Origin of the sequence: Mesorhizobium sp. M1252 (genome assembly GCF_040318265.1) — a bacterium.
GTDB lineage: Bacteria > Pseudomonadota > Alphaproteobacteria > Rhizobiales > Rhizobiaceae > Mesorhizobium.
This window is the reverse complement of the sequence record NZ_JAMYLX010000008.1, coordinates 16810-42050: the sequence shown is the minus strand read 5'-3', so window position 1 is coordinate 42050 and position 25241 is coordinate 16810. Positions and strand designations below refer to the sequence as shown.

The 25241-nt window shown below is 63.7% G+C and carries 25 protein-coding genes; 14 read left to right on the top strand and 11 right to left on the bottom strand.

The window, feature by feature from the left end:
* Window positions 1-7: 7 nt before the first annotated feature.
* The 5 genes from NKH22_RS17430 to NKH22_RS17410 are packed head-to-tail and all read right to left on the bottom strand — an operon-like array spanning window position 8 to window position 5045.
* Window positions 8-790, bottom strand: coding sequence for a DeoR/GlpR family DNA-binding transcription regulator (locus NKH22_RS17430; protein WP_023686645.1), 783 nt, complete (start codon window positions 788-790; stop codon window positions 8-10).
* A 2-nt stretch (window positions 791-792) separates the two neighbouring features.
* Window positions 793-1596 carry an HAD-IIB family hydrolase gene (locus NKH22_RS17425; RefSeq protein ID WP_352910450.1) on the bottom strand — a complete coding sequence of 268 codons (804 nt, stop codon included), beginning with the start codon at window positions 1594-1596 and terminating at the stop codon, window positions 793-795.
* A 7-nt stretch (window positions 1597-1603) separates the two neighbouring features.
* Complete coding sequence (locus tag NKH22_RS17420) at window positions 1604-2896, bottom strand: iron-containing alcohol dehydrogenase (RefSeq protein ID WP_081725345.1); 1293 nt, start codon at window positions 2894-2896, stop codon at window positions 1604-1606.
* Window positions 2897-2910: 14 nt separating this feature from the next.
* Window positions 2911-4368 carry a xylulokinase gene (locus NKH22_RS17415; protein ID WP_023692038.1) on the bottom strand — a complete coding sequence of 486 codons (1458 nt, stop codon included), beginning with the start codon at window positions 4366-4368 and terminating at the stop codon, window positions 2911-2913.
* Complete coding sequence (locus NKH22_RS17410) at window positions 4368-5045, bottom strand: beta/alpha barrel domain-containing protein (RefSeq protein ID WP_023692039.1); 678 nt, start codon at window positions 5043-5045, stop codon at window positions 4368-4370. The genes NKH22_RS17415 and NKH22_RS17410 overlap by 1 nt, the downstream gene beginning before the upstream one ends.
* A 237-nt stretch (window positions 5046-5282) precedes the next feature.
* Between NKH22_RS17410 and NKH22_RS17405 the strand changes: the two genes are divergently transcribed.
* The 5 genes from NKH22_RS17405 to NKH22_RS17385 all read left to right on the top strand — a co-directional run bounded on the left by NKH22_RS17405 (window position 5283) and on the right by NKH22_RS17385 (window position 9665).
* A complete protein-coding gene (locus NKH22_RS17405; protein WP_023692040.1) occupies window positions 5283-6596 on the top strand; it encodes an ABC transporter substrate-binding protein in 1314 nt (437 codons plus the stop codon).
* A gap of 67 nt (window positions 6597-6663) precedes the next feature.
* Entirely contained in the window at window positions 6664-7593 is a 930-nt protein-coding gene (locus NKH22_RS17400; RefSeq protein ID WP_155927090.1) for a carbohydrate ABC transporter permease, read from the top strand.
* A 10-nt stretch (window positions 7594-7603) separates the two neighbouring features.
* On the top strand, window positions 7604-8437 hold the full coding sequence (locus NKH22_RS17395; protein WP_352910247.1) for a carbohydrate ABC transporter permease: 834 nt from the start codon (window positions 7604-7606) through the stop codon (window positions 8435-8437).
* A gap of 11 nt (window positions 8438-8448) precedes the next feature.
* Window positions 8449-9504 carry an ABC transporter ATP-binding protein gene (locus NKH22_RS17390; RefSeq protein ID WP_023707568.1) on the top strand — a complete coding sequence of 352 codons (1056 nt, stop codon included), beginning with the start codon at window positions 8449-8451 and terminating at the stop codon, window positions 9502-9504.
* Entirely contained in the window at window positions 9501-9665 is a 165-nt protein-coding gene (locus NKH22_RS17385; RefSeq protein ID WP_023698833.1) for a hypothetical protein, read from the top strand. Before NKH22_RS17390 ends, NKH22_RS17385 begins: the two co-directional genes overlap by 4 nt.
* Before the next feature lie 22 nt (window positions 9666-9687).
* Here the strand turns inward: NKH22_RS17385 and ggt are convergent, their stop codons facing one another.
* The 5 genes from ggt to NKH22_RS17360 are packed head-to-tail and all read right to left on the bottom strand — an operon-like array spanning window position 9688 to window position 16241.
* Window positions 9688-11274 carry a gamma-glutamyltransferase gene (gene ggt, locus NKH22_RS17380; protein WP_352543180.1) on the bottom strand — a complete coding sequence of 529 codons (1587 nt, stop codon included), beginning with the start codon at window positions 11272-11274 and terminating at the stop codon, window positions 9688-9690.
* 41 nt (window positions 11275-11315) lie between these two features.
* Complete coding sequence (locus tag NKH22_RS17375; protein ID WP_031201307.1) at window positions 11316-12617, bottom strand: NAD(P)/FAD-dependent oxidoreductase; 1302 nt, start codon at window positions 12615-12617, stop codon at window positions 11316-11318.
* Between the two features lie 2 nt (window positions 12618-12619).
* The gene (locus NKH22_RS17370; RefSeq protein ID WP_023686654.1) at window positions 12620-14002 is read right to left on the bottom strand and encodes a glutamine synthetase family protein; all 1383 of its coding nucleotides are present in this window, start codon (window positions 14000-14002) and stop codon (window positions 12620-12622) included.
* Between the two features lie 6 nt (window positions 14003-14008).
* Entirely contained in the window at window positions 14009-15292 is a 1284-nt protein-coding gene (locus NKH22_RS17365) for a glycosyltransferase (RefSeq protein WP_023685713.1), read from the bottom strand.
* 10 nt (window positions 15293-15302) lie between these two features.
* Window positions 15303-16241 (bottom strand): GntR family transcriptional regulator, encoded by a 939-nt coding sequence (locus tag NKH22_RS17360; RefSeq protein ID WP_023698838.1) that lies wholly within the window; start codon window positions 16239-16241, stop codon window positions 15303-15305.
* Window positions 16242-16475: 234 nt separating this feature from the next.
* Between NKH22_RS17360 and NKH22_RS17355 the strand changes: the two genes are divergently transcribed.
* The 9 genes from NKH22_RS17355 to NKH22_RS17315 all read left to right on the top strand — a co-directional run bounded on the left by NKH22_RS17355 (window position 16476) and on the right by NKH22_RS17315 (window position 24416).
* Complete coding sequence (locus NKH22_RS17355; protein ID WP_023685711.1) at window positions 16476-17540, top strand: polyamine ABC transporter substrate-binding protein; 1065 nt, start codon at window positions 16476-16478, stop codon at window positions 17538-17540.
* A gap of 94 nt (window positions 17541-17634) precedes the next feature.
* A complete protein-coding gene (locus NKH22_RS17350; RefSeq protein ID WP_352910448.1) occupies window positions 17635-18477 on the top strand; it encodes an ABC transporter permease in 843 nt (280 codons plus the stop codon).
* Between the two features lie 186 nt (window positions 18478-18663).
* Window positions 18664-19455, top strand: coding sequence for an ABC transporter permease (locus NKH22_RS17345; RefSeq protein ID WP_023672946.1), 792 nt, complete (start codon window positions 18664-18666; stop codon window positions 19453-19455).
* Entirely contained in the window at window positions 19452-20525 is a 1074-nt protein-coding gene (locus tag NKH22_RS17340; protein WP_023712266.1) for an ABC transporter ATP-binding protein, read from the top strand. The genes NKH22_RS17345 and NKH22_RS17340 overlap by 4 nt, the downstream gene beginning before the upstream one ends.
* A 9-nt stretch (window positions 20526-20534) precedes the next feature.
* Entirely contained in the window at window positions 20535-21809 is a 1275-nt protein-coding gene (locus tag NKH22_RS17335; RefSeq protein WP_023712265.1) for a glycosyltransferase, read from the top strand.
* A complete protein-coding gene (locus NKH22_RS17330; RefSeq protein ID WP_023672949.1) occupies window positions 21806-22156 on the top strand; it encodes a cupin domain-containing protein in 351 nt (116 codons plus the stop codon). The genes NKH22_RS17335 and NKH22_RS17330 overlap by 4 nt, the downstream gene beginning before the upstream one ends.
* Before the next feature lie 21 nt (window positions 22157-22177).
* Window positions 22178-22519: a cupin domain-containing protein gene (locus tag NKH22_RS17325; RefSeq protein ID WP_023672950.1), complete on the top strand. Its 342-nt coding sequence runs from the start codon at window positions 22178-22180 to the stop codon at window positions 22517-22519.
* Between the two features lie 23 nt (window positions 22520-22542).
* A complete protein-coding gene (locus tag NKH22_RS17320) occupies window positions 22543-22887 on the top strand; it encodes a cupin domain-containing protein (protein WP_023712264.1) in 345 nt (114 codons plus the stop codon).
* 20 nt (window positions 22888-22907) lie between these two features.
* Window positions 22908-24416 (top strand): aldehyde dehydrogenase family protein, encoded by a 1509-nt coding sequence (locus tag NKH22_RS17315; RefSeq protein WP_023712263.1) that lies wholly within the window; start codon window positions 22908-22910, stop codon window positions 24414-24416.
* A 55-nt stretch (window positions 24417-24471) separates the two neighbouring features.
* Here the strand turns inward: NKH22_RS17315 and NKH22_RS17310 are convergent, their stop codons facing one another.
* Window positions 24472-25020, bottom strand: coding sequence for an invasion associated locus B family protein (locus NKH22_RS17310; RefSeq protein ID WP_031196023.1), 549 nt, complete (start codon window positions 25018-25020; stop codon window positions 24472-24474).
* Window positions 25021-25241 lie beyond the last annotated feature (221 nt).

Genomic DNA, 25241 nt, shown 5'->3' with positions numbered 1-25241 from the left:
ATGCTGATCAGTCGGCGGCAAACACATGCAGCTCCGTGCCCGCCTGTTCGGCAGCAGTGCGCAGGTCGGCCTTCGGTTCGCTGTCGGTGACGATATCGGCAATGTCATCGAGCCCGCAGATGCGTTCCAGACTGCTGCGGCCAAACTTGTCGTGGGTCACCACCAGCACCGTCGACAGTGAACGCGATATCATTGCGCGTTTAACGGCTGCGGCGCCCGAGATCATGTCGCTCGGACCATCGGCGCTTATCCCCGATGCCCCGATAATGGCGACGTCGGCATTGTAGCGGCGCAGGAACTCGACGGTGTCTTCGCCAAGCACGCTGCCTTCGCGGCTGTCATAGGTCCCGGGGCAAAGCAGCACGCGGAAGGTCGGATTGGCGCCGGCCACCGAGGCCACGCCGGTGGAATTGGTGATGATGGTCAGGTCGCGCTTCAGCTGCGAAAGGTTGCGCGCCACCTCATAAGTGGTCGAACCGCCATCGATCATCACGATCTGGCCCTTCTGGACCAGGCCCGCTGCGCCGCGGCCGATGCGGGCGCGCTCCTCGACCAGGGTCAGGCCGCGCTCCGAAATCACCGGCTCTGATGTCACCAGCGAGATCGTCGCACCGCCATAGGTGCGGTTGATCAGCCCGGCATCGCCGAGTTCGATAAGATCGCGGCGGATGGTCTCGCCGGCGACGCCGATGCGCCGTGCAAGTTTGGAGATGCGGATGGACGCCGACCGGCGCACTTCCGAAAGGATAAGCGCGTGCCGCTCCTTCTTCGTCAGTCGGCCCTGATCCATGATTATTCCATTCCCTTTGCAGCAATCAGTGCGTCGGCAAGCTCGGCAAACCCTTGCGCGCCGCGCCCGCTTGTGACGAAGGCAGGAGATGCCGGAAGTTCGCCGGCGAAGTCCAGCACATTAGCGACACCGACGCTGTTGGGGAAGAAGCTGAACATTGGCGCATCGTTTGGACTATCGCCGACGAAGACAATGCTGTCCTTGTCGTGGTCTATGTCTATACCAAAACAGTCGCGCAAGAATAGCCGGCTTGTTGACAGTTTGTCGTATTTGCCGAACCAGCCATTGACATGGATGGACGAGATTTTCGCCGCCGCTCCATAGCGCTGAAAGATAGCGACGATCTTCAGCACTTCAGATTTGGGCAGCGGCGCGACATCCTCGCGAAAATCGATCGCCAAATCGGCTTCGCGATAGGCCTGGTCAGCGGCGACCGCCGCACCCGGAATTTCCGCGAGCACGGCGCGTTCGATCTCGCGCAGGCGCGCCGCGTCAGCCTGCCTTTCCCCGGCACTCCTGGCATAGTGACGAACGATGCGCTTGGCAGTGCCGTCATAGCGGAAATAGAAAGCGCCGTTCTCGCCGATCACGCCATCGACCGGCCATTGCCGCGCGATCAGGTCGCACCAGCCGGCAGGGCGGCCGGTCACCGGCGCGACAAGGAAGCCGGCCTGCTTCAGCCGCTCGAGCGCCGCATAGGCTTTTGCCGGCAGCCGTCCCTTGTCGGTCAAGGTGTCGTCGATATCGGTCAGAACGACGGCGATGTTGCGCCGGTCTAGCGCGGTGAAGTCGGCAAGCGGACGCAGCACCCGCTCAGGCTCCCGCCGCAACCGTTTCGAGCGAGGCAGCCGCGACGTCGAGCATGGTGAACCTGTCGCGGATCAGCCGGGCATTGGCGACCGCCTCGTCGTAGAAGCCAGCCGGTATGGCAACCTCCTGCGGCGTGGTCGGCGCGCCGGCGGCGCGCAGTGCTGCCGCGATCTCGCGCGCCGGGCGTGCCACCCGCACCAGCCTTTCACGATGCGAGCGCCATTGCTTGGCCAGCATGGTGTTGATGGCGTTTGCCCGTTCGCGGTCCAGCAGCTTGGGCTTGAATGCCGCCCAGCAGGAACGTCCGAGCGTTTCGCCGAAGATCTCGATGAAGCGTTCTGGCGTATCCGCGGACGGCGCGAGCTGCAGCTCCGGCAGTGCCAGCACGCGCTCCTGCAGCCGCGCCATCGTCAACGTCGTCACCGCTATGTGTTCGCCGTGATGCGCCTCAGGCAATCCCTGGCCCCGCATGTCGATATAGTGGGCGATCAGATGTTCGCCCTGGCTGGCCGGATAAGAGCCGCCGCACAGTGTCATGCCGAGACCGGACATGACCAGCGTGCGCACCAGCACTTCCATCGCCTCAAGGTCGCCGGTCCCGAGTTCGCCGGCCTTGGCGATGAGCGCCTTCTCGTCCTCGGCCAGAAGCATGAACGGCGCCTGCCTGTAGGGCGTGCCGAGCAAAAGATGCGCCATCAGCCAATCGGTCTGCGCGGTCGGCCGCGCCATCGAATCGCCGAAGCCGGCAGCGATCAGCCGGTGCGGCGCTCGCGCCATGACATCGAGATCGAGGAAGACACCGACCGGCAGGCTCGCCGTCAGCGATTTCTTCAGGCCGTCCTCTGTGATTGCCGCAGACACCGAGGTGTAGCCGTTCATCGACGGCGCGGTGCCGAACACCGCATAGGGCTTTTGGGTCAGATGGGCGGCATATTTGGTGATGTCATTGATCGAGCCGGATCCGACCGCGACCAGACCGCTGGCGTCTTTCGTGCGGGCGATCACCGATCGCACGGCGTCCATGTCGGGATGCGGATGGCGCGGCAGGATGATCTTGTCGACATCGATCGAGCCGCGCAGCGCAATGGACACTCTCTCGCCGAGAGCCAGCCTTGTGTCGGGATCCATGACAACGGCGAGCCTGCGGCCGAGCGGCAGCGGCTTGACCAGCGCATCGGCTTCGTCGCCGAGACCGCGCCCTATGACGATGGTCTTCAGCGGCACCGACAGCATTCCCTGGCTATCCGGGTCAGGCAGCGTGCCGGCAATAAGGCGATCGAGCATTTGTCTGGACATAGGATGCAGTCCGGTCAGTCAGCATGAAGCGGGGTCAGGGCATCGAACAAGGTGCGATACCGGCGGTAACTTCTGTCGTAGGCGGCCTTGGCGGAAGGATCAGGGTCGATCGTCTCGATGTGGCCGGCCAGCCTTTCAGCCGCCTGCCGCACTGAGGAGGTAAGGCCGATGGCTGCGGCGGCAAGGATTGCCGCACCGATCGGCGAGGCATCGGCCGCACCCGCGATCTCGACCGGCCTGCCGCTGACATCTGCCCGGATTTGCCCCCACACCCGGCTGCGCGCGCCACCGCCTGAGAGCCGGATGCGCCCGGTTGTTATGCCGAGCTCGTCCAGCCGGTCGACAACGTCGCGCATGGCGAAGGCGCAGCCTTCCAGCACTGCGCGAGCGCAGGCCGCTTTGCCGTGGAAGGATGTCAGGCCGTAGAAAGCGGCACGCGCTTCGGCGATCCAGCGCGGCGCCATGGCACCGGACAAGGCCGGCAGGAACAGCAAATCGTCGCTGCCGGCAACCACCGCCGCCGCCAGTTCCGACATCGCCGCCGGCGAATCGACGCCGAAGGTTGTTAGAAACCACGTCACCGCGCCGCCCGAGAGCCATCCGGGGTTGGAGATGAAATAGCCGTCGCCGAGAAAGCCATGGGTCTCGACCAGGCCGCCGGGGTCGAGGCGAAGCGTGCCGGACACCGCGCCGACCACTTCGGCCGTGCCGAGATTGCAGGCGACGACACCGGGCACGACAACCCCGGCGCCTATGGCGGCCGAAAAATCATCGCCGGTGCCGACCGCCAGCAGCGTGCCCACAGGCAGACCGGTGAGCTCGGCGCCGGCGTGGGTCAAGGCGCCGGCGATCTCAGATGCATCGTCGATGCCGGGCAATTTGGTCGCATCGATGTCGAAGGCCGCCAGCAGATCACCGGCATAGTTGTGCTCCTTCAGTCCATAGAGCATGGTTGTCGAGGCCAGCGCGTGATCGATGACGGCACGACCGCACAGCGCCGCGACCACGAACGATACCGGTTGATGCCAGAGCGCCACCCGGCGCGCTTCGGGCAGGTTGCGCGCGGCCCAGCGGATTTTCGCCGCCATATGGGTGGCGTCCAGAACGAGACCGGTGCGCTCACGGATGAAGTCCGGATCGATGCCGGCGATCTCTGCGACCGCGCGCCGGTCCATCCAGATGATGCACGGCGCCAGCGCCTCACCGCTGTCGTCGACCGCGACGCAGCCGTCGAGCTGGCCGGCAATGGCAATGCCCTTGATATCGGACGGTGCAAGCCCAGCCTTGTCGAGCGCGCCGGCAATCGCCGGCTTGAGCGCGGCGAGCCACAGCGCCGGATTCTGTTCGGCCCAGCCGGGCGCCGGGAAGGCCGGTTGGTACAACACACCGGCCTCGCCACGCAGCTGCAATTCGTCATCGACAACAACCGCCTTCAGGCTTTGTGTGCCGAGATCGATGCCGATGACTGGCATTAGACGCGCTCGCAATCCGCGAGGACATCCCGCAATTGCGAGAGGATAGAACCTTTCGTCGGCGAATAGGAGCCATCGAAAATCGCTGTGCCAATGGTAAAAGCGTTGGCGCCGGCCAGCTTGATCGCCTTGAGCCGATCGGCTGATGCCACGGCGCCGGCGACAATCAGATGCCGCGACGGACCAAGCCCGCGCCGGGCTGCGCGCACCAGTTCGGCCGGGTCGGCCTCGGTGGCGCGATAGGCGAGGATGTCGCATCCCGCACAACCCTTCTCGGCGAAGGCCCGGCAGTCGGCCTCGACGTCCTCGGCCGAGCCGCCGAGCTTGGTTGGATGGCCGACCGGCCGCCCGGGAAAAGGGTAGTATTCGGTGCCGCTCCCCTCCAGCAGCGCCATGATCTCGTCGACTTGAGTACCACCGAGCAGGCGCTGGATGCCGAGATCCCTGGCGATGCGCGCGGAATTAAGGCAGGCCTCAGCCGTCGTCGAGACAACTTCCATGTAAGTGGTGGCGCCTGTCCGGCCAATGGCGACAGCGAGCTTGCGCAGCACATCCGGCGCGACGCCAATATCCTTGAAGCCGACATGCTTCAGGCCGACCGGCTCGATCAAATCGACCAGGTCGAGACAGTCCTCGACCGTGCGATCGTGGCGCGTCAGCATGAAGATGAAGTCCATCCGAAAGGTCCCTCGCCTGGTCGGGAAAGCCGGTTTGCTGCCGGTCTGTTAACACCTCCCAGCCATTTGTTGCAAGGTGCCACATTTTGATTTGCAGTACCACACATTTTATGACAGAACGGGCGCCGGCCCGCCAGGCACGACTTCTAGGGAGAGGGAAGAATGCTCAAGCCGCTGAGACGTACCGCGTCCAGACTGCTCGTCGCAGCCGTATTTGTGTGGCCCCTGACGTGGCAAGTGACACAAGCGGCCGCGTGGGATCTGAAAGAGGCGTCGAAACCCTATAGCGGCCAGACCATCCGCATGGTCGGCGAGGCGCTGCCGCCGCTCGAAGCGCTGAAGAAGATGGCGCCGGAGTTTGAAAAACAGACCGGCATCCATGTCGAAGTCGAGATGTACGAGCACTCGGAAGCCGTCAACAAGGTGCAGCTCGATCTCAACTCGCACCGCGGCCGCTACGACGTCATCATCCAGCCGCATCGCGAACTCGGCAAGTTCGCCACCAACAACCATCTGGTCGAAATCGCCAAGATGATGGCCGACCCGGCTTTGCGCGATCCGAGCTTCGAGCCGGAGAAGCAGCTCTACCAGACCGCCTGGCACGAAATCTCCTGGTATGACGGCAAGGAGTACGGCTTCCCCTTCACAGTGCTCAACATGTTCATGTGGTATCGCTCGGACCTGCTCGCCGATCCCAAGGAGCAGGCAGGCTTCAAGGCCAAGTATGGCAACGACCTCGCTCCCGCCAAGGACTGGAAGCAATACCGCGATATCGCCGAATGGTTCTATCGCCCCGACCAGGGTTTTTACGGCACCGCCCTGCAGGGCAAGCGCCATGAGGCGCTGTGGTATGAGTGGCTCAATTTCCTTTATTCCTTCGGCGGCGACGTGCTCGACGTGAAGAGCGGCTCGGCCTGCGGCCCGGTCATCGTCAACAGCCCCAAGGCCGTCGCCTCGCTCGAATATTACAAGAGCCTGCTGCAATTCTCGCCGCCGGACAGCCTCAACTATTTCTGGGATGATGTCATGGCGCTGATGCAGCAAGCCAAGGTCGCCGAGCTGATTATGTGGAACGACGCAACCTATGCCGTATCGGTCGACACCACGGCCTCCACCGTGGTCGGCAAGGTTGGCTTCGATCTCGTGCCGCAAGGCGACGGCGGCAAGATCGGCCAGGTCGAGGGCTGGACCTATCTGATCCCGGTCTATTCGAAGAACCAGCAGGCCGCCTTCCTCTTCGTCCAGTGGATGATGGGCTATGACCGCCAGCTCGAGCAGCATCTCAATGGCGGCGCTTCAGGTCGGCCCGATGTCTATGCTTCGGCGGAGGTGCAGAAGCTGCCCTATGCCAAGGCTTCGATGGAGGCCAACGAGCATGCGGTGCCGAAGGCGACGCTGCCGCAATCGGCCGAGATGACCGACATACTGGTGCGCGAACTGTCGTCCTACCTTGCCGGCGAAAAGGAGGCGCAGGCCGCCCTCGACACCGCCGCCACCGATATCTCGACATTGCTCGGTTCTTGCGCACCAATGACCTATCCGGCACGATAGGCCTTGAGATGTCGCGCAGAGGCTACCCGCACAAGCGGGTAGCCGTTCTTGTCCGCAGGAAACGCCCGTGACGAACCGCACTCCATCGCCGCGCGGAATGCCGCTTCTCGACCGTGGGGTGGGGCCGCTCTTGATGCTGCCGGCGACACTGCTCGTCGTCGTCTTTTTGGTCGGCCCGTTCTACTACATGGTCTACACCGCGCTGACCGACCTCAGCTTCGCCGACGCCAGCCATGCTGGCGCCTTCGTCGGTTTCGACAATTTCCGCAAGCTGATGCGCAACGACCCATTCTTCTGGGCATCGTTCCTGCTGACGGTGAAATTCGTCGTCATCGCCGTCGGCCTTGAGTTCCTGCTCGGCTTTGCGCTGGCCTTCCTGATCTTCCGCTTCGTCGCCAGCCAGCGGCTTCTCACCACACTGCTGCTCATCCCGATGATGATCGCGCCGGTCGCCGTCGGGCTGATCTGGCGGCTGCTGTTGCAGGGCGATTTCGGCATGCTCACCTTCTACATGCGCAAGGTCGGCCTGCTGGCGCAGAATTCGGCGGTGCTTTCGGCACCCGACCTGGTGTTTCCGACCATCGTCGCCATCGATGTCTGGCAGTGGACGCCTTTCGTCACCCTGATCATGCTCGCCGGGATGATGAGCCTGCCGCGCGCGCCGTTCGAGGCGGCGATGATGGATGGCGCCAAACCGTTTCAGATCTTTCGCGATGTCATGCTGCCGCTGCTGCGGCCCGTCATCGCGCTGGTGTTATTGCTGCGCGGCATCGATGCCTTCAAGGAGTTCGACAAGGTTTTCCTGATGACCGGCGGCGGTCCGGGAACGCTGACCGAACTGGTGTCGATCTACGCCTACCGCGTCAACTTCCGCAACTGGGACCTCGGCTACGGCGCCGCGGTCGCCTTCATGATCTATCTCGTCGTGCTGATCCTGTGCTCGGTCTTCTACAAGGCCGTCTACTGGTCGAGCCGCAAGCAGGTGGGGGCGTTTTGAGGGCGCTGCGATGATCGATCAATCCACCAACCGCGCCTGGAGGAGCTTTGCCTGGGCCGTGCTGCTCGTCGCCGTCGTGGTGGCGCTGACGCCTTATGTCTGGATGGTGCTGGCGTCGTTCAAGAACCGCGTCGATCTTCTGTCTTCTGTGCCGAAATGGATTTTTTCGCCGACGCTTGCCAACTATCCCGCCGTCTTCATCGACAAGGAATACTGGCCGCTGGCAATCAACTCGGTGCTGATCTCGGTGTCGTCTACGGTGCTCTGCATCGTCATCGGCGCGCCGGCTGCCTACGGCTTTGCCCGCTCCAATTTCCCCGGCAAGGAAGACCTGTTCTTCTTCTTCCTGACCACGCGCATGGCACCGCCGATCTCGATCGCCGTGCCGCTGTTCCTGTTCTTCACCTCGCTTGGCCTGATCGACACCATCTACGCCGTGGTGATCGCCCACACCTCCTTCAACCTGTCGCTCGTCGTCTGGATGATGCGCGGCTTCTTCGCCGAAATCCCCAGGGAGATCGACGAGGCCGCGATGATGGACGGCCGCTCGCGGCTCGGCGCCTTCTTCTTCGTCGTTGCACCGCTGGCCGCGCCCGGCATCGGCGCGACGGCCGTGCTCTGCTTCATCCTGTCATGGAACGAGTTCCTCTACGCCTTCATCCTCGTCGCCTTCGACGGGCGGCCGCTGACCGTCGGCATACCGGGGCTGGTGACGCCGCATGGCACGCTATGGGGCCAAGTCGCGGCGGTCGCCATCGTGGCGACGCTGCCGATCGTGCTTTTCACTTTCCTTGTCCAGAAACAGCTCGTCCGCGGCCTCACCTTCGGCGCGGTCAAGGGTTGAAGGGATCTCGCATGGCAATTGTTTTCGACGGCGTCACCAAGGCTTTCCCCGATGGGACGGTGGCGCTGCAGGCGCTCGACCTTGCTTTCGAGCCCGGTGAATTCCTCGTGCTGCTCGGGCCCTCCGGCTCGGGCAAGACGACAGCCTGCCGGCTGCTCGCCGGGCTGGAGCGGCCGACCGCCGGGCGCATCATGGTCGAGGGTCGCGATGTCACCGACCTGCCGCCGCGCCTGCGCGGCATGGGCATGGTGTTCCAGAACTATGCGCTCTACAGCCATAAGAGCGTCTACGAGAACATCGCCTATCCCTTGCGCATCCGAAAGATGCCGGCTGCCGAGCTCGACCGCTGCGTCCGCGCCATGGCCGAGCTGCTCGAAATCACCCGTTACCTCGACCGCCGCCCTTCGCAATTGTCGGGCGGCCAGGCGCAGCGCGTCGCCGTGGCCCGCGCCCTGGTCTGGCAACCTAGCCTCTGTCTGATGGATGAGCCGCTGTCCAATCTCGACGCCTTGTTGCGGCTCCACATGCGCACCGAGCTGAAGCGTCTGCATCGCGAGCTGAAAAAGACCTTCGTCTTCGTCACACACGACCAGGAAGAGGCGATGACGCTGGCGACCAGGGTCGCGGTGTTGCGCGAAGGCGCACTGATCCAGTACGACGACCCGCGCGAGATTTATCGGCGGCCTGCCAATCGCTTCATCGCTGAATTCATCGGCCGTCCAGCGATGAACACGTTCGATGGCGATGTCCGCGCCGGCGTCTTCCACGCCAGCGGTTTCACTTGCCCGCTTCCGGGAAAGCCTGATGGTCCCATCGTGCTCGGCATTCGCCCCGAGCAGATCCAGCTTGTCGACGCGACTGCCGGCTATGCCATCCTGTTTGCCGTCGACGTCGTCGAACCGGTCGAGCCGGACGTGCTGATCTTCGCCACGAGCGAGGCCAACGCGCTGATCGTCAGGACCGTGAATGTCGATCGCGCTTTCGATCCCGGCCAGCCGCTTTATCTACACTTTCCGCCGGCGGCGCTGCACACATTCGATGCGGTGTCGGGAGCGCGACTGCCGTGAGCACGCTGCTCGCTTTGGTGCCGCTGGCCGCCGCAGCCTTGGTCGGGTGGCTGTTCTACAGCTTCAACCGGTCGCGGCGCTGGTTCTCGATGGGCGAACTCATCTTCTGGGACGCCATTGCACTGGTAATCCTGCAGCTTGTCTGGCTGATCTGGTTCTGAATGCGCATTCCAGCAACGCAGATCAGTAGCCCAGCGCACAACCGTCCTTGCGCGGATCGGAGGCACCGGTGAGCGTGCCCTTTTCCCAATCGATCAGCACCAACTGGCCGCCGCCATGCGGCTCCTCGGCGATCGAAACCTGATGGCCGCGCTGACGCAGGCCGGCGATCGCCTCAGCCGGAATCCCGCGCTCGGCCAGCACGGCATTGTCCTTGTAGAACACCCGTGGCGCATCCAGTGCCTGCTGCGGGTCCATCCCGAAATCGATCATGTTGGTCAGCAGATGGACATGGCCGAACGGCTGGTAGCCGCCGCCCATCACCCCGAACGGCATCACCACCTTACCCCCTCGCGTCGCCATGCCAGGCATGATGGTGTGCATCGGTCGCTTTCGCGGCGCGATACGATTTGGATGGCCTTCCGTGAGGCGAAAACTGCTGCCGCGATTCTGCAGCACGACGCCTGTCTTGGGACCGACGACGCCGCTGCCGAAGGAACCGAAGGTCGAGTTGATGAAGCTGACCGAATTGCGGTCGCGGTCGACCACGGAGATATAGACGGTGTCGCTGCGCGACAGCTCAAGCCGCGGCAGATGCGTCATGGCGAGGGCCGGATCGATGGCGGCGCGCAGCCGCTCCGCATGGGCTGCCGACAGCAGTTGTTCGACGGGGACCTGGACGAAATCCTGGTCGCCGATGAAAGTATCGCGGTCCTGGTAGGCAAGCCGGCCGGCTTCGATCTCGAGATGCAGCCGCTGGGCACTGTTCGGCTCCAACGAACCAAGGCTGAAGCCCGAAAGCACATTCAGCATGATCAGCGCCGTCATGCCCTGATTGTTCGGTGGCATCTGATGGATATCGTAGCCGCGATAGGACGTATTCACCGACGTAACGTAGTCGCCTTGGGTCTCGGCGAAATCCTCCAATGCATGCAGCCCGCCCAGCGCGCGAAGACGTTCCACCAGATCGTCCGCGACCTCACCTTCATAAAACCCTGCACGGCCTCCGTTGGCGATGATGCGCAAGGTGTCCGCCAAGTGCGGCTGCCGATGCACATCGCCGGCTTGCGGCGCCCTTCCCTCGGGCAGGAATATGCGCGCGGCGTGTTCATCGGCTGAGAGCAGGGCGACCTCGTCGGCCCAGTCGAAGGCGACGCGATCATAAACGACACAGCCTTGTTCGGCATAGCGAATGGCTGGCGCCAGCGCGGCGTCGATGCCCTTTTTTCCGTGGTCCTCGAGTAGCCGGCACCATGCATCGATGGCGCCTGGTATGGTGACGGCATGCGGTCCGGCCGCAGGCAGTTCGCTATGCCCCCGCTCCAGATACCATTCGGCGGTTGCCGCAGCGGGCGAACGCCCCGAGCCGTTGAAAGCGAGAACATCGCCCTCGCCTTTGGGACTGTAGAGCACAAAACAGTCGCCGCCGATGCCGGTCGATTGCGGCTCGACGACGCCTTGCACCGCCGCAGCGCAGACAGCGGCATCCATGGCATTGCCGCCGGAGCGCAGCATGTCGATGGCGGCCAGCGTCGCCAGCGGATGCGATGTCGCCGCCATCGCTTCTGTCGCGCGAACTGGCGAGCGGCCGGGGAACTGAAAATCACGCATGCAATCGCCTCCAATGATTTCGCGCCCGCCGGCCGCAGCCTTCAATGCTTGATGCGGTCGCGCATGGCGTACCACAACATCCCCAGCACATAGAGCGGGCCCCGCAGCGCTGTACCGCCCGGGAACGGCATCGGCGTCAGCGTCGAGAACAGGTCCAGCCGCGAGGCGTCGCCCGTAATCGCTTCGGCCAAGAGCTTGCCCGACAGCGTTGACAGGATGACGCCCTTGCCGGAATAGCCATGCGCGAAATAGACCTCGCCATAGTGCCCGACATGCGGCAGCCGCGACGTGGTCACCGACACCAGACCGCCCCAGGCATGATCGATGCGGCAGCCCTTCAGTTGCGGGAAGGTGGCCTCCATGTGCGGCCGCACGAAGCCGGCGATGTCGGCCGGCGGCGATGGCGTGTAGCGCTCGCCGCCGCCGAACAGCAGCCGACCGTCCGCCGACATGCGGTAGTAGTTGACGACGAAGCGCGTGTCGGACACCGCGACATTGGCCGGGATGACATTGTGTTTGCCCTCCAGCGGTTCGGTGGCGACGATGTAGTTGCCGACCGGCATGATGCGGCTGTTGACGCGCGGCTCCAGCCCATGCAGCAACGCGTCGCCGGCCAGCACGACATGTTTGGCCCTTACCGACCCCTGCGCCGTCGAGACCCGGATCGAAGGCTCGCGCTCCAGCTTTACCGCGACGGAATTTTCATGGATGACGACACCGGCCGCCACGGCGGCACGGGCAAGGCCGAGCGTGTAGTTCAGCGGATGCATATGGCCGCCAAGCGGCTCATACATCGCGCCATGATAGGGCGTGTCCACCTTGCCGCGTGCCTGCGCCGCCGACAGGATCTCGACGTCGCGGAACTTCATCACGCTCTCGAGGCATTTGGCCTCGTCTTCGAGATCCCTGAGGTCGGAGCCATTAACGGCACCGACGAGATGGCCGGTCAGCCGCAGATCGCAATCGATGGCGTGGCGCTCGATGATGTCGAGCACCAGGCCCCGCGCCTCGAAGGCGAGGTCGAACAGCGCCTTCGCCCGCTCGGGGCCGTAAAGCTTGACCAACCCCTTGGCGCCTTTGCGCAGGCCAGGGATCATCTGGCCGCCATTGCGGCCCGACGCGCCCCAGCCGATCTTGCCGCCTTCGAGCAGCACCACCTTCAGGCCGCGCTCGGCGGCATGAAGGGCGGCCGACAGGCCGGTGCAGCCGCCGCCGACCACCACCAGATCGGCGCCGACATCTCCCACCAGCGCCGGATGGTCCGGCGCCGGATTGGCGGTGGCGACATAATAGGAATTGCCGATATCGAGGCTCGAATTGAAACCTGTTGAGCCGGAGGCCATGATCACACCTTCAGCAGCAAATGGTCGCGTTCCCAGCTCGTCACCACGCTCTGGAACAGGTCGAGTTCGACGCTCTTGACGCGCAGATAGGTCTGGAAAAAATCCTCGCCGAGCAATGCCCGCACCGGCTCGCAAGCAATGAAACGATCAAGCGCCTCCTCCATCGTTTTCGGCAGCGTGCTTTTGATCCTGTAGGCATTGCCCGAGGCCTCAGCCGAGCGCGCCAGCTTCTGCTCGACGCCGAGATAGCCGGCAAGCAGCGAACCGGCGATCGCCAGATAGGGATTGCAATCCGCTCCCGGCAAGCGGTTCTCTACCCGCCGGGCGGCGCGGCCACCTGCCGGCACGCGCAGGCCGCAAGAGCGGTTGTCATGCGACCATTCGATGTTGGCCGGTGCGCTGTGGTTCGGCCGGATGCGGCGGAACGAGTTCACGTTGGGTGCGAACAGCGGCATGATCTCGGGCACATATCTCTGCAGGCCGCCGATGAAATGGCCGAACATTTCGGTGTCTGCATCATCTCTGTCGGCAAACAGCTCGGCGCCTGTCGTTTCATCGACGACAGACATGTGCAGATGCATCGAGCTTCCCGCCTGCGCCGCGATCGGCTTGGCCATGAAGGTCGCGTGCATGCCGCTCTGCTGCGCCGCCTGGCGAGTCAGCCGCTTGAACAGCAGCACCTGGTCGGCGAGCGGCACCGCGTCGCCGTGCAAGAGATTGATCTCCAGCTGCGCGGTGCCGGACTCATGGATCAGCGTGTCGAGCGGCAGGCCGGCGGCTGCGGCATAATCATAGACGCGCCTTATCACCGGCTCGAATTCTTCCAGCGCCACCATGTCATAGGGATGCTGCGAGCCCTCGGCGCGGCCATTGGCGCCAACCGGTGCCGTCAGCGGCTGGTCGGGATTCGGATTGGGCGCGGTCAGATAGAATTCGATTTCCGGCGCCACCACCGCGCGCCAACCGCGCTTCCGGTAGAGATCGAGCACGGCGCGCAGCACATGTCGTGGCGAGGCCATCCAGGGCTTGCCTTGCATGTGGAAGGCGTCGGCGAAGACATAGGCTTTGCCGACGCCACCGCCCGGCGCCAGGCACAGCGTCGACATATCAGGCACCATGCGCATATCCGGGTCTTGATAGGCAAAGCCTTCGTCGATGGAACCGGAGTAGCGGCCATCGATGCTGACCAGGAAAGCGCTGCTCGGCAGGTAGAGTGCGCGGTCTTCCAGCGCCTTGAGGAATTTCACCGTCGGCAGCGCCTTGCCGCGCAGCACGCCATTCATGTCGGGCACCAGGCACTCGACCTCCGTGATGCCGTGCTGGGCGAGCCAGGCCTTGGGATCGTTGCCGGTGAAGAGAGCGGTGTTGGTATTTTTGTCCTGCATTTTGGTTCACGTACCTATGAGAGAGAGTATGGCTTGCGCGGCCACATCCGTTCCAGGGGTCAGCGCCATCTTGGCAGCATTGTCCCTGAGGCGGGCGCGCATCGCATCGTCGGCCAGCAGGCCGAGAATGGCTCTCTCCAATCCCCCTTCCGTCCAGGCGTCGCGGCCGATATGGTCGCCGACACCTGTCTCTCCCGCGCGTTGCGCATTGTCGTGACCGTCCCAGCAATAGGGCATGATCAGCGACGGCACGCCGAAGCGCAGCGCCTCGCAAAAGCTGTTGTTGCCGCCATGGTGGATGAACAGGTCCGACTTCGCCACCACCGAAGGCTGCGGAAACCAGGCGTCGAGATAGACATTGTCCGGCACCGCGCGATAGGCGTCGCGCAGGCCGCCGGCATTGACGATGAAGCGCGCCGGCAGCCGGTCGAAGACGGCGAGCATGCGTTCGATCAGCCCGACATCCATCGCGCCGAGACTGCCGAAGCTGACATAGACCAGCGGCCCGCCATTGCGCGGAAACACCGGCACCTCGAACGGCCCTTCCGAGCGCACGCAGCCTTCGAGATAAACGAAGCGTTTGGGGTCGAGCGGCTCGGCCCGCTCACGCCGTACGATCGCTGGCGTCAGCAGCAGATTGAGGTCGGGTGATGTCTCGAGGAACAGGCCCTTGGGCAACGGCGCCAGGCCGGCATCCGCGCGAAAACGGTTGAAGCGCTCATGCGCGGGTGCGGAGGCCGCGAGATAGCGCGCTTCGAACGCCGCACGTTGCGGGTCGTCGGCACCCATCCCCGAGAGATAGGGCGGCACCTCGGCATCCGGCAGTTCCGTCTCGGCACAGGAGACGACGCGCACCCACGGGCAGCCGGCGGCGGCGATCGCCGGGAACATGATGACGTTGTCGAGCACCACCACATCCGGCTTCAGCCGCGCCAGCAATTGGCGCAGCGGCGCCTCGGCGTTGACGGCGGTGTCGACGATCGCTTGCCAGGTCGGCGCGACATAGGTCTCGAGCTGGTCGATCGGGCTCAGCCGGAAATGCGGCAGGTGCCGGCGCACGAAGGCCTGCCAATAGCTCTGCCGCTCGCTGTCGCTCAGCGGCTCATCCGTCGGCAGATGGTATTCCTGGAAGCCATAGTCGGTAAAGACGCCGGAGAAGCCGGCATGGCAGATGAAGACGGGGCGAGCGCCCCGTGCGCGCAATGCCTGTGCGATACCGACGCAATTCAACGCGGCGCCGAAACTGGCTTCGGGAAACAGCGCGATGGTCGGGCTGGCTTTACGCGTCAATTATTCCTCTTCAATCCGGCCGGCTGATCATGCTGAACAGTGCGGGAGCTCCGCGGCTGGCTGCTTGCGGTCGCTGGCTGCGGGAGAGCCGCAGGTGGATGCGAAGCAGATCGGCAGCCACCTCATACTGCCGGCTTTCAAGATAGTCGAGTATGCCCGAGTGTTCGCGCAACGATTGCCGCAGCCGAAACACGTTGACGCCGGAATAGATGCCCGGCAGCCGGCGCAGGCGGAGATGATCGGCCAATGCATCCGACACAAAACGGTTGGCGCAGCCCTCGGCGATCATGCCATGAAAATCCATGTCCAGCCGCTGGAACTCGCGCGTGTCGAATGTCTCGTCCGGCAGCGCTGCAAGCGCTTCCATGCCTTGCCGCAACATTGCTGCCCGCGCCCCGTCCAGCCGAAAGCCTGGCGTCAGGATGGCCGCCGGCTCCAGCACCAGGCGGAACTCGTAGCTTTCGCCTTGCGCCTCCGGATCGTCCGGCGCGCGGCGAAACAACCAGGATTGCCCAGGCGCACGATCCAGAAGATTCTCGTCGGTCAGTTTGTTAAGTGCTTTTAGTACCGTCTTGCGATCAGCGTCGTAGCGTCGCATCAGCCCCGCGATGGTCACCGTCTGGTCCAACCGTCGCGCCGAGCGGTCGCGCAGGATGGCTTCGGCGAGCTCGTCTTCCTCCGCACTGGGTAGTTCGGCGGCAATGGCGGGCTGGGCGGCGAGGTCGACCGTCAGATGATAACCGCTGTCGGCCTCCCAGCGCACCACGCCCCGTTCCGCGAGCAGGCCGAGTGCGGCGCGTACGGGCGTGCGCGAGACATTGCACAGTGAGGCGATCTGCTGTTCGGGCAGGCGGGCGCCAGGCTCGAAGCCACGCTGCCGCGCCACATCCAGGATGCGCTGCGCCAGATCGAGATGGTTGGTGCGAGGTCGTCTGGCTACGGCTTGCATGACTTTTCTCGAATGCGAATGTGGCGCATTGGTCTGGCTGATCGCCGGAACAGGGACAATCGGCCAAATTCCTCCGTCGTTGACAGATTATGGATTGACGTACTTTTTTCTGCAATAGTACTGTCGGCACAATCGGCGAGAAAAGACCGAGGGAACAGGATCAAGGCAGGCGCGCGCGTCGCCGGCCTTGGTCCGGCAAATGATTTCGACGATCAAACCGAATGGGAGACTGCCATGACCGCTACCAGCCTGCGGCGCCGTGCGCTCAATACATCCTCAATCGCTCTCGGTCTCGCCCTGACGCTCTCGGTGCCGGCCGCCGCAGCCGACCTCGTTATTTCGAACTGGGATGGGTACATGGCACCCGACGCCATGGCCGCTTTCAAGACCGCCACCGGCGTTGCCGGCGAAGTGGTGGTGCACGCCACCAATGAAGAGATCATGGGCAAGCTGATTGCCGCCGGCGGCAAGGGCTATGACGTGGTCTTCGTCTCCTCGCCCTTCGCCGAAGTATTAAACAAGCTTGGCCTGACCGAGCCGATCGACCATGCCAAGATCCCCAACCTCGCCAACCTCTATCCCGAAGCGACCAAGCTGCCGCACGATGTCGGCAACGCTTTCTCCGTGCCTTACACCTGGGGCACGACGGGCCTCTGCTACCGCTCTGACCTTGTCAAGACGGCGCCCACGAGCTGGAGCGACCTGCTCGCCCCTTCCGACGAGATGAAGGGCAAGACCACCATGCTGGCGACCGATCGCTGGCTGCTGGCCGCCGGGCAGCTCGACAAGGGCTATTCGGTCAACGAGACCGACCCGGCCAAGATGGCCGAGGTCAAGGACCTCTTGATCTCCGCCAAGAAGACCCTGCTCGCCTATGACGACACCACCTTCTATTCCAAGCTGGTTTCCGGCGAGGCGCTGATGGTGCAGGCCTGGGACGGCTGGTGCAATTACGGCATCGCCGACAAGCCGGAGATCAAATACGTCATCCCTAAAGAAGGTTCGGACCTGTGGGTCGACACGATGGTGGTGATGAAGGCGTCCGAGCACAAGGACGACGCCTTCAAGTTCATCAACTTCATGCTCGACGCCAAGAACCACGCCTGGGCGGCGCAGAACATCGACTACAAGGTGCCGAACAAGCCGGCGATGGAAAGCCTGCCGGCCGACTTCCTGGCCAAATTCCCCAACATGGCGATGCCGGTGGCCGATCTCGTCAAGTTCGAGCAGTTGCGTGACGTCGGCGAAGCCCAGCGCGACTATTCCAAGATCGTCAGCGAGATCAAGGCCGCGCAGTAAGCGGCGCAGACTTCACGGCCGGCAGCACTTCTGCCGCCGGCCCTGAGCGGTACCCGAGAAATTGTCCCAGACCCGACTTCGTTCCTCTCTGCTGATGGCCCCGGCGCTGGTCTGGCTGACCGCGCTGATGGTGGTGCCATGCGCCCTGGTGCTGGCGCTCGCCTTCTTCCGGCGCGGCGTCTATGGCGGCATCGACTACACTTTGACGCTGGAAAATTTCGGGTTGGTCTTCGACCCGCTCTATGCCGGCATCTTCCTCAACTCAGCACGTATCGCCGGCACCGCGACCTTGATTGCGGTGGTGATTGGCTATGCCGCAGCCTATGCGATCGCGGCCGCACCGCGCCGGTGGCAGCCAATTTTCCTGTTCTTCGCCGTGCTGCCGTTCTGGTCCAACTATCTGATCCGCACCTATGCCTGGATCGTGCTGCTGAACCGCGAAGGGCTGATCACCCAGTTGCTGCGCTGGTTCGGCTACACCGGCGAACCGCCCTCGATGCTCTATACCGAAGGCTCGGTCATCGCGGGCCTCGTCTACAACTATCTGCCCTTCGTCATCCTCGCCTGCTACGCGCCGCTGTCGCGCCTCAACCCGGAACTGGCCGAGGCATCGCGCGATCTCGGCGCCTCCGCTGCCACCACTTTCCGACGTGTCATCCTGCCGCTGACCGTGCCCGGCATCGCTGCGGGTGCTGTCTTCGTCTTTGTGCTGTCGATCGGCAATTTCGTCACCCCGGCGCTGCTTGGCGGCGGCCGCTTCCAGATGATCGGCAACCTCGTCTACGACCAGTTCCTGACCGCCAATGACTGGCCGTTTGGCGCGGCATTGGCGATGGCGCTGATCGCCATCATGCTTCTGGTGCTTATGGCGCAGGCGCTCGCCGCCGACCGCGCCGCGGGGCGTGCGGCTGAGGCAAGGGGTGACGCCTATGGCTGAGCGCCGCGCAATTCTTGCCTTCTCCCCGTTCACCGGGAGAAGGTGCCCCGAAGGGGCGGATGAGGGGCGGCGTCAACCTTTGCGACGCTCAACGCTGCCCCCCGTCTGCCTGCCGGTAGCTTCTACCCGCGAACAGGGAGAAGGACTCTGGTCGTTCGCTTGCCCTCCAATTGTCGGAGGCCGGCGATGACCCATTCCTTCACCCGTACGCTCGGCATGCGGACGATCCTCACCCTCGTCTTCGCCTTCCTCTACATCCCGATCGCCGTGCTGGTGGCGCTGTCCTTCAACGAAGGCGGATTGCCGACGGCATGGTCGGGCTTTTCGCTGAAATGGTATGCCTCGCTGGCCGGCAATTCCGCAATCCTTTCCGCTGCGCTCAACACGCTGATCGTGGCGTTGGTCTCCACGGCCATCGCCACGCTGCTCGGCACGCTGCTGGCCATCGGCATCGAGATGCGCCGGCAATACGGCAGGGGTCTCGAGGCGCTGATCTTCGCACCGATGATCATCCCCGACATCGTCCTGGCGATCGCTCTGCTGTCGTTCTTCTCCATGCTAAACCTGACCATGGGCCTGCATACCATCATCCTCGCCCATGTCGTCTTCAACCTCGCCTTCGTCTGCTCGGTGGTGCGCGCAAGGCTAAAGAGTTTCGACTGGTCGATCGTCGAGGCCTCCGCCGACCTCGGCGCCTCGGCTCTGACCACCTTCCGGCGTGTGACATTGCCGGTCATCGCGCCGGCAGTGATTGCCGGCGCTCTGCTTGCCTTCACGCTCTCGGTCGACGAGTTCATCATCGCCTTTTTCACCGCCGGTGCCGGCCGCGCCTCGACGACGCTGCCGATGCAGATCTACGCCATGATCCGCTTCGGCATCACGCCGGAGATCAACGCGCTGGCGACCATCGTCATGGCGGTATCCATCACCGCGCTGACCCTGTCGCAGCGGCTCAACCGTGGGATCATCGGCCAATGAGCGAACCGCGCACGCTGCTGGCCATTGATAACGTTTCGAAGAAGTTCGGCCGGGTCACCGCCGTCGACGGCATCTCGCTCGACATCCGCGAAAACGAGTTCTTCGCGCTGCTTGGACCCTCCGGCTGCGGCAAGACCACGCTGCTGCGCATACTGGCCGGCTTCGAGACGCCAACCGGCGGCCGCATACTGCTCGATGGCAAGGACATCGCCCGGACCCCGCCCAACAAGCGGCCGGTCAATCTGATGTTCCAGTCCTACGCGCTGTTCCCGCATATGAGCGTGCGCGCCAATGTCTCCTACGGGTTGGAGATGGAGCGCTTGCCGAAAGCTGAAATCCGTTCCCGCGTCGAGGCCATTCTGGCCACCACCGAGCTTGTCCCCTTCGCCGACCGTAAGCCTGAGCAATTGTCGGGTGGCCAGAAGCAGCGCGTCGCGCTCGCCCGCGCGCTGGTCAAACGGCCTCGGTTGCTGCTGCTCGACGAACCGCTCGGGGCGCTCGACAAGAAACTGCGCGGCGCCATGCAGTTGGAGCTGAAGCGCCTGCAGCACGAAGTCGGCATCACCTTCGTCATCGTCACCCACGACCAGGAAGAGTCACTCGTCATGGCCGACCGCATGGCGGTGCTCAAGGACGGCCAGTTGCTGCAATGCGACGCGCCGCATGCGATCTACGAGCATCCCGCCGACCGTTTCGTCGCCGACTTCATCGGCGTGATGAATTTCGTACCGGGCAAGGTGTCTGCGGATGGCGTGATCGCCGCGAACGGCGCGCGCATTGCCGGCAAGGTTCCCGCCGCGCTTTCACCCGGCGCTTCCGCCGTGGCCTCGGTGCGACCCGAACGCATCCGGCTGTTCCCGTCACCCGAGACCGCCAACCGCACCGCCGGCATGGTCGAGGCGCTGGCCTATCACGGGCTGGACCTGCAGTTGCATATCCGCACGCCTCTGTCGCCAAAACCATTTCTGGTGCGCGTCACCGCCGATGCCGCCGACCGCCGGCCGGTCTCGTCGGGCGATCAGGTCGAACTCGGCTGGGACGCCGCCGATGTCAGAATTTTTCAGGAATAGGAGAGCTTGATGGCGCAGAAGACGATCGCGTTTTTTCCCGAAGCGGCCTACGGCCCGGCGCTCAATTCGGTCGGCATCGCGCAAGCGGTCGAGGCGCGCGGCCATAAGGCAGTGTTCCTGTCCGACCCCGGCTTTGTCGATGTCTACAAGGGTTACGGCTTCGAAGCGCATCCGGTGAACCTGTCGGAGCCGATGCCGCCCGAGCAGATGGCGAAATTCTGGGAAGACTTCATCAACGGCCACATCCCGAACTTCCGCAAATCGCCCTACGATCAGGTCGACAATTACGTGAAGGATTGCTGGACCGCGATCGTCGACAGTGCCAAATGGGCGCAGAAGGATTTGCCGCGAGTCCTGGCCGCCATCAAGCCTGATGTCATTTGCGTCGACAATGTCATCCTGTTTCCGGCCATCAAACAGTTCGGCAAGCCTTGGGTGCGCGTCATCTCCTGCTCGGAAAACGAGATCGAGGATGAGGACATCCCGCCGCATCTCTCCGGTTGCGGCGAGAACGACCATGTGGGCCACCAGCGCTATCGCGATCATTTCAATGCGGTGATCAAGCCCATCCACGACGACTTCAACGCCTTCCTCACCGCAAACAATGAAGCGCCATACCCGGTCGGTCAGTTCTTCGAGACCTCGCCCTATCTCAATCTGCTGCTCTATCCCGAAGCGGCAAAGTTCAAACGCCGCCATCCGCTTGATACGACGAAATTCCAGTATCTCGAAGGCTGCGTGCGGCAGGAAAAGCCATACGCCGTGCCGACCTTCGCCGAGAACAATGACGGGCCGCTGCTCTATGTCTCCTTCGGCAGCCTCGGCGCCGGCGATGTCGATTTGTTGAAGCGCATAATCGCAACACTGGGCAAGACCTGTTACCGCGCGCTGGTCAATGTCGGCGGCTACAAGGACCTGTACACGGATGTGCCGGACAACGTCGTCGTCGAGAGCTGGTTTCCGCAGCCTTCAGTCATCCCGCAGGTCGATGCCGTAATCCACCATGGCGGCAACAACTCGTTCACAGAGTGCCTCTATTTCGGCAAGCCGGCCATCATCATGCCCTATGTCTGGGACGGCCACGACAACGCCACCCGCGTCCAGGAAACCGGCCACGGCTTCGGCATGCCGCGCTATGACTGGAGCGACGCCCAGCTGATCAGCAGGATCGAAGCCTGCCTGACTGACCCCAAGATGAAGATCAGGCTGGCGAAGACCTCGGCGCAGATGCAGGCCCAGAACGGGCCTGAGAAGGCAGCCGGGCTGCTGGAGGCGCTGCTGTGACCTCCTCCGCCCCGCATCTCTACCAAGCCTCCACCCGCACCGACCTCGTCGACTGGGGCGCCCAGTCCGACGCGCTGGACGGCGCGTCGCACTCGACCGGCAGGCTTGTCCACAAAGGACCCAACAACCAGCCGGAATCCGGCATCTGGGTCTGCACGCCCGGCCGCTGGCGGCTCTCGATTCCGCGCGACGAATTGTGCCATTTCGTCGCCGGCCGCGCGACGTACCGGTCGGATGCCGGGGAGGTGGTAGAAGTCGCAGCCGGGACCGTGGTCATGTTCCCTGCCGGCTGGACAGGCGAATGCACCGTGCATGAGACCATGCGCAACGTCTACATGCTGGCTTGAACAGCAACGGAGCTTCCCAATATGCCGACACCGCACTGGCCAAAGGCCTCGACCGTGAAACTGGAGGACTGGGGCGGGGGCAGCAACACGCTTGCCGGCTCGCCGCGCGCCTCGGGCAGGATCCTCTCGCAGAACCCGGACGGCTCAAGCGAATGCGGCCTGTGGTCGTGCACGCCAGGCAGCCGCAAGGTTACCTTTGCCGCCGACGAGTTCTGCCATTTCCTGTCGGGCCGCGGGACCTATGTCCGCGAGAATGGCGAAGAGATCCCGGTCGAGGCCGGCATGCTGGTGTTCTTCCCCGCCGGCTGGGCCGGCACCTCCACCATCACGCAAACACTGACCAAGGCCTTCATGTGCCGCTGAGCACTTTTTTAAAGGAAATCGCCATGACCACGCCCATCATGCAATCTCCGCTTGCCATCACCGACCTCGTCGACTGGGGCGTCATCCCGACCGTGATCGAGGGCGAGTCTCACACCTCGGGCAAGCTGCTCTACAAGGGGCCGGAGGGCCGTTCGGAATGCGGCCTGTGGGTCTGCACCCCCGGCAAATGGCACTGCCATGTCACCCGCGACGAGTTCTGCCACTTCCTCGAGGGCCGCTGCACCTATGTGCACGAATCGGGCGAGGTCATCGAGATCGAGCCGGACACGGCGGCGTTCTTCCCGCAGGACTGGAAAGGCGTCTGCACCGTCCATGAGACCATCAAGAAGGTCTACATGATCCGCTGAGCGGACCTGAAAGGACGACCATGCAATTCTCCGCTGAACGGCCGGCTTTCTTCGTCAATCCGGACTACCGGCCGATGACCGGCACGGCAAAACCGGTGATCGATCCGGCGACGCTGGAGACCGTCGGCTCGATCTCCGCCGCAACGGACGGTGAGGTCGATGCGGTGCTGTGTGCCGCAACCACGGCACAAGCCGCCTGGAAGAAGCTCGATGCCAAGAGCCGGGCAAAGCATCTGCATGCGGTCGCCAACGCCATCGAGGCGGCGGACTTCACGCGCTGCGCAGAGCTGATGGTGCGCGAGATGGGCAAGCCCTATCCCGAAGCGATCGGCGAGATCGCCAATTGCGCGCCGATCTTCCGCTACTATGCCGAGATGGCGCGCGACGACGCCGGCAAGATCGCCGGTACGACGCAGGCCGGGTCGTTCCAGTATGCGCGCTACGAGCCGTATGGCGTCTCCGTGCACATCATGCCTTACAACTTCCCGATCCTGCTGATGTGCTGGACCGTTGCGGCCTCGCTTGCCGCCGGCAATGGCTGCGTCATCAAGCCGGCCGAAGCGACGACGCTGTCGACGCTGGACTACATGACGGTGTTCCGTTCACTGCCGGAAGGGCTGGTCGCCTGCCTGCCTGGCACGGCCGCCACCGCGCAGGCGCTGATCGCCTCCGAACGCATCCACGCTGTCGCCTTCACCGGCTCGGTCGCCGCCGGCAAAGCCGTGGCAGTCGCCTGCGCCGAGCGCATGAAGCCTTGCGTCATCGAAGCCGGCGGCAGCGATCCGCTGATCATCAGCGAGCACGCGCCGCTCGACGTGGCGGCAGCCGGCAGCGTCACCGCCGCCTTCCACCTGACCGGCCAGGTCTGCACCTCGGCCGAACGCTTCTTTGTCGTCGACTCGGTTCACGATCGCTTCGTCGAGCTGTTCGCCGAGAAGACGCGGGCGCTGCGCATCGGCAATGGCATGGACAAGACCGAGATCGGCCCGCTGGTCAGCGAAGCCGCCCGGGCGAAAGTGATGCGGCTGGTCGATGATGCTATCAGCAACGGCGCTATAGCCGTTGCCGGCGGGCGCATTCCGCCGGCGCACAACACTGGCTGGTTCTACGAGCCGACGATCCTGACCGGCGTCACCCCCGATATGGCGATCGTGCGCGAAGAGTGTTTCGGACCGGTCGCCGCGATCTGCCGCGTCAAGGATTTCGACGAGGCGATCCGGCTTGCCAATGACAGCCCGTTCGGCCTCGGCGCCTCGGTGTTCACCACCGACCTCGCCGAGGCGCATGAGGCGGCCGAGCGGCTCGAGGCCGGCATGGTCTGGGTCAACAACCCGCTGATCGACAATGACGCCTTGCCCTTCGGCGGCTGGAAGGCATCAGGCCTTGGCCGCGAGCTGGGACGCCAGGGACTCGACGCCTTCCGACGCTCCAAGATGGTCATCATCGACCACAGACCGGCGATCCAGGACTGGTGGTATCCTTACCCCGACAGCTGGTTCCGCGAGACAGGCGGCCGCAAGCACGTGTGAGTCCGGCCGGTCCAAAACGTAAGCTGATGCTTACGCATCTGCCGAGATAGGCCGGCTATTTCAACGCTTGAAGCTTGTCGATCGCGGCAGTGAATCCGGCAAGCGAGACCGGAATGGTCACCGGCTTGCGCGTCACCGACTCCATGCCGATGTTCAGGTTGGTTCCCGATTTCATCGCCTTGACGAGGTCCGCCGACAAAGGGGTCGCGGCATAGGCGCCGTTCTGGTCGCTGGTCTGGATGGCAATGGTCGTCTTCTGCCCCTGGTCGATCTGGTACGAGGCGCCGGAAGGCAGGAACAGCCCGTGCGGCAAGGCCAGCAGCATGGCGAGGTTGCCATTGCCGTTGTCGCGGCGAACCGTAACGGTAAGAACGCGCTGCCCCGTCTTGGCCTCGGTAAGGTTTTGGGAGACCTGGCATTGAAGCTCGATGCCGGCCGATCCGCTGGCGCAGTTTAGCGCCCACGGATTGCCTTCTGCAGGCTTGGTCTCGGCAGATGTGGTTGACTTCGGCTCTTCGGCAAGCGCCGACCCTGCCGTCACGACCAGCCATAGCGCGCCGACCCAGGCGGCCCGGCCACAAACGGTTCTCAGCAATGAAGCCACCCGATCCTCGTCGTGTCAGGGTTTCGCCGAGCGCGTTGATACAACAGCCGAGCCTGGCGGGGAAGCCAATACGGTACATGAGCTCGGGCTAAATTACTGTTGCTGAATTATCACAATAAACAACTTTGAAATCTTGTACGTGTAAAGCAAACAATCATGCTCGCTATACACTGGGATTCGGATAGTATTAGCGACGGAGCGTGTACTCGTCGGGGTTCGCA

What these genes read in the sequence shown, in the direction of transcription:
- NKH22_RS17335 (WP_023712265.1), top strand. Translation starts at nt 20,535, where the DNA reads ATGGCGCAGAAGACGATCGCGTTTTTTCCCGAAGCGGCCTACGGCCCG.
- NKH22_RS17420 (WP_081725345.1), bottom strand. Translation starts at nt 2,896, where the DNA reads ATGTCCAGACAAATGCTCGATCGCCTTATTGCCGGCACGCTGCCTGAC.
- NKH22_RS17410 (WP_023692039.1), bottom strand. Translation starts at nt 5,045, where the DNA reads ATGGACTTCATCTTCATGCTGACGCGCCACGATCGCACGGTCGAGGAC.
- NKH22_RS17430 (WP_023686645.1), bottom strand. Translation starts at nt 790, where the DNA reads ATGGATCAGGGCCGACTGACGAAGAAGGAGCGGCACGCGCTTATCCTT.
- NKH22_RS17345 (WP_023672946.1), top strand. Translation starts at nt 18,664, where the DNA reads ATGACCCATTCCTTCACCCGTACGCTCGGCATGCGGACGATCCTCACC.
- NKH22_RS17355 (WP_023685711.1), top strand. Translation starts at nt 16,476, where the DNA reads ATGACCGCTACCAGCCTGCGGCGCCGTGCGCTCAATACATCCTCAATC.
- NKH22_RS17390 (WP_023707568.1), top strand. Translation starts at nt 8,449, where the DNA reads ATGGCAATTGTTTTCGACGGCGTCACCAAGGCTTTCCCCGATGGGACG.
- NKH22_RS17350 (WP_352910448.1), top strand. Translation starts at nt 17,635, where the DNA reads ATGGCCCCGGCGCTGGTCTGGCTGACCGCGCTGATGGTGGTGCCATGC.
- NKH22_RS17315 (WP_023712263.1), top strand. Translation starts at nt 22,908, where the DNA reads ATGCAATTCTCCGCTGAACGGCCGGCTTTCTTCGTCAATCCGGACTAC.
- ggt (WP_352543180.1), bottom strand. Translation starts at nt 11,274, where the DNA reads ATGCGTGATTTTCAGTTCCCCGGCCGCTCGCCAGTTCGCGCGACAGAA.
- NKH22_RS17340 (WP_023712266.1), top strand. Translation starts at nt 19,452, where the DNA reads ATGAGCGAACCGCGCACGCTGCTGGCCATTGATAACGTTTCGAAGAAG.
- NKH22_RS17370 (WP_023686654.1), bottom strand. Translation starts at nt 14,002, where the DNA reads ATGCAGGACAAAAATACCAACACCGCTCTCTTCACCGGCAACGATCCC.
- NKH22_RS17395 (WP_352910247.1), top strand. Translation starts at nt 7,604, where the DNA reads ATGATCGATCAATCCACCAACCGCGCCTGGAGGAGCTTTGCCTGGGCC.
- NKH22_RS17320 (WP_023712264.1), top strand. Translation starts at nt 22,543, where the DNA reads ATGACCACGCCCATCATGCAATCTCCGCTTGCCATCACCGACCTCGTC.
- NKH22_RS17375 (WP_031201307.1), bottom strand. Translation starts at nt 12,617, where the DNA reads ATGGCCTCCGGCTCAACAGGTTTCAATTCGAGCCTCGATATCGGCAAT.
- NKH22_RS17325 (WP_023672950.1), top strand. Translation starts at nt 22,178, where the DNA reads ATGCCGACACCGCACTGGCCAAAGGCCTCGACCGTGAAACTGGAGGAC.
- NKH22_RS17415 (WP_023692038.1), bottom strand. Translation starts at nt 4,368, where the DNA reads ATGCCAGTCATCGGCATCGATCTCGGCACACAAAGCCTGAAGGCGGTT.
- NKH22_RS17360 (WP_023698838.1), bottom strand. Translation starts at nt 16,241, where the DNA reads ATGCAAGCCGTAGCCAGACGACCTCGCACCAACCATCTCGATCTGGCG.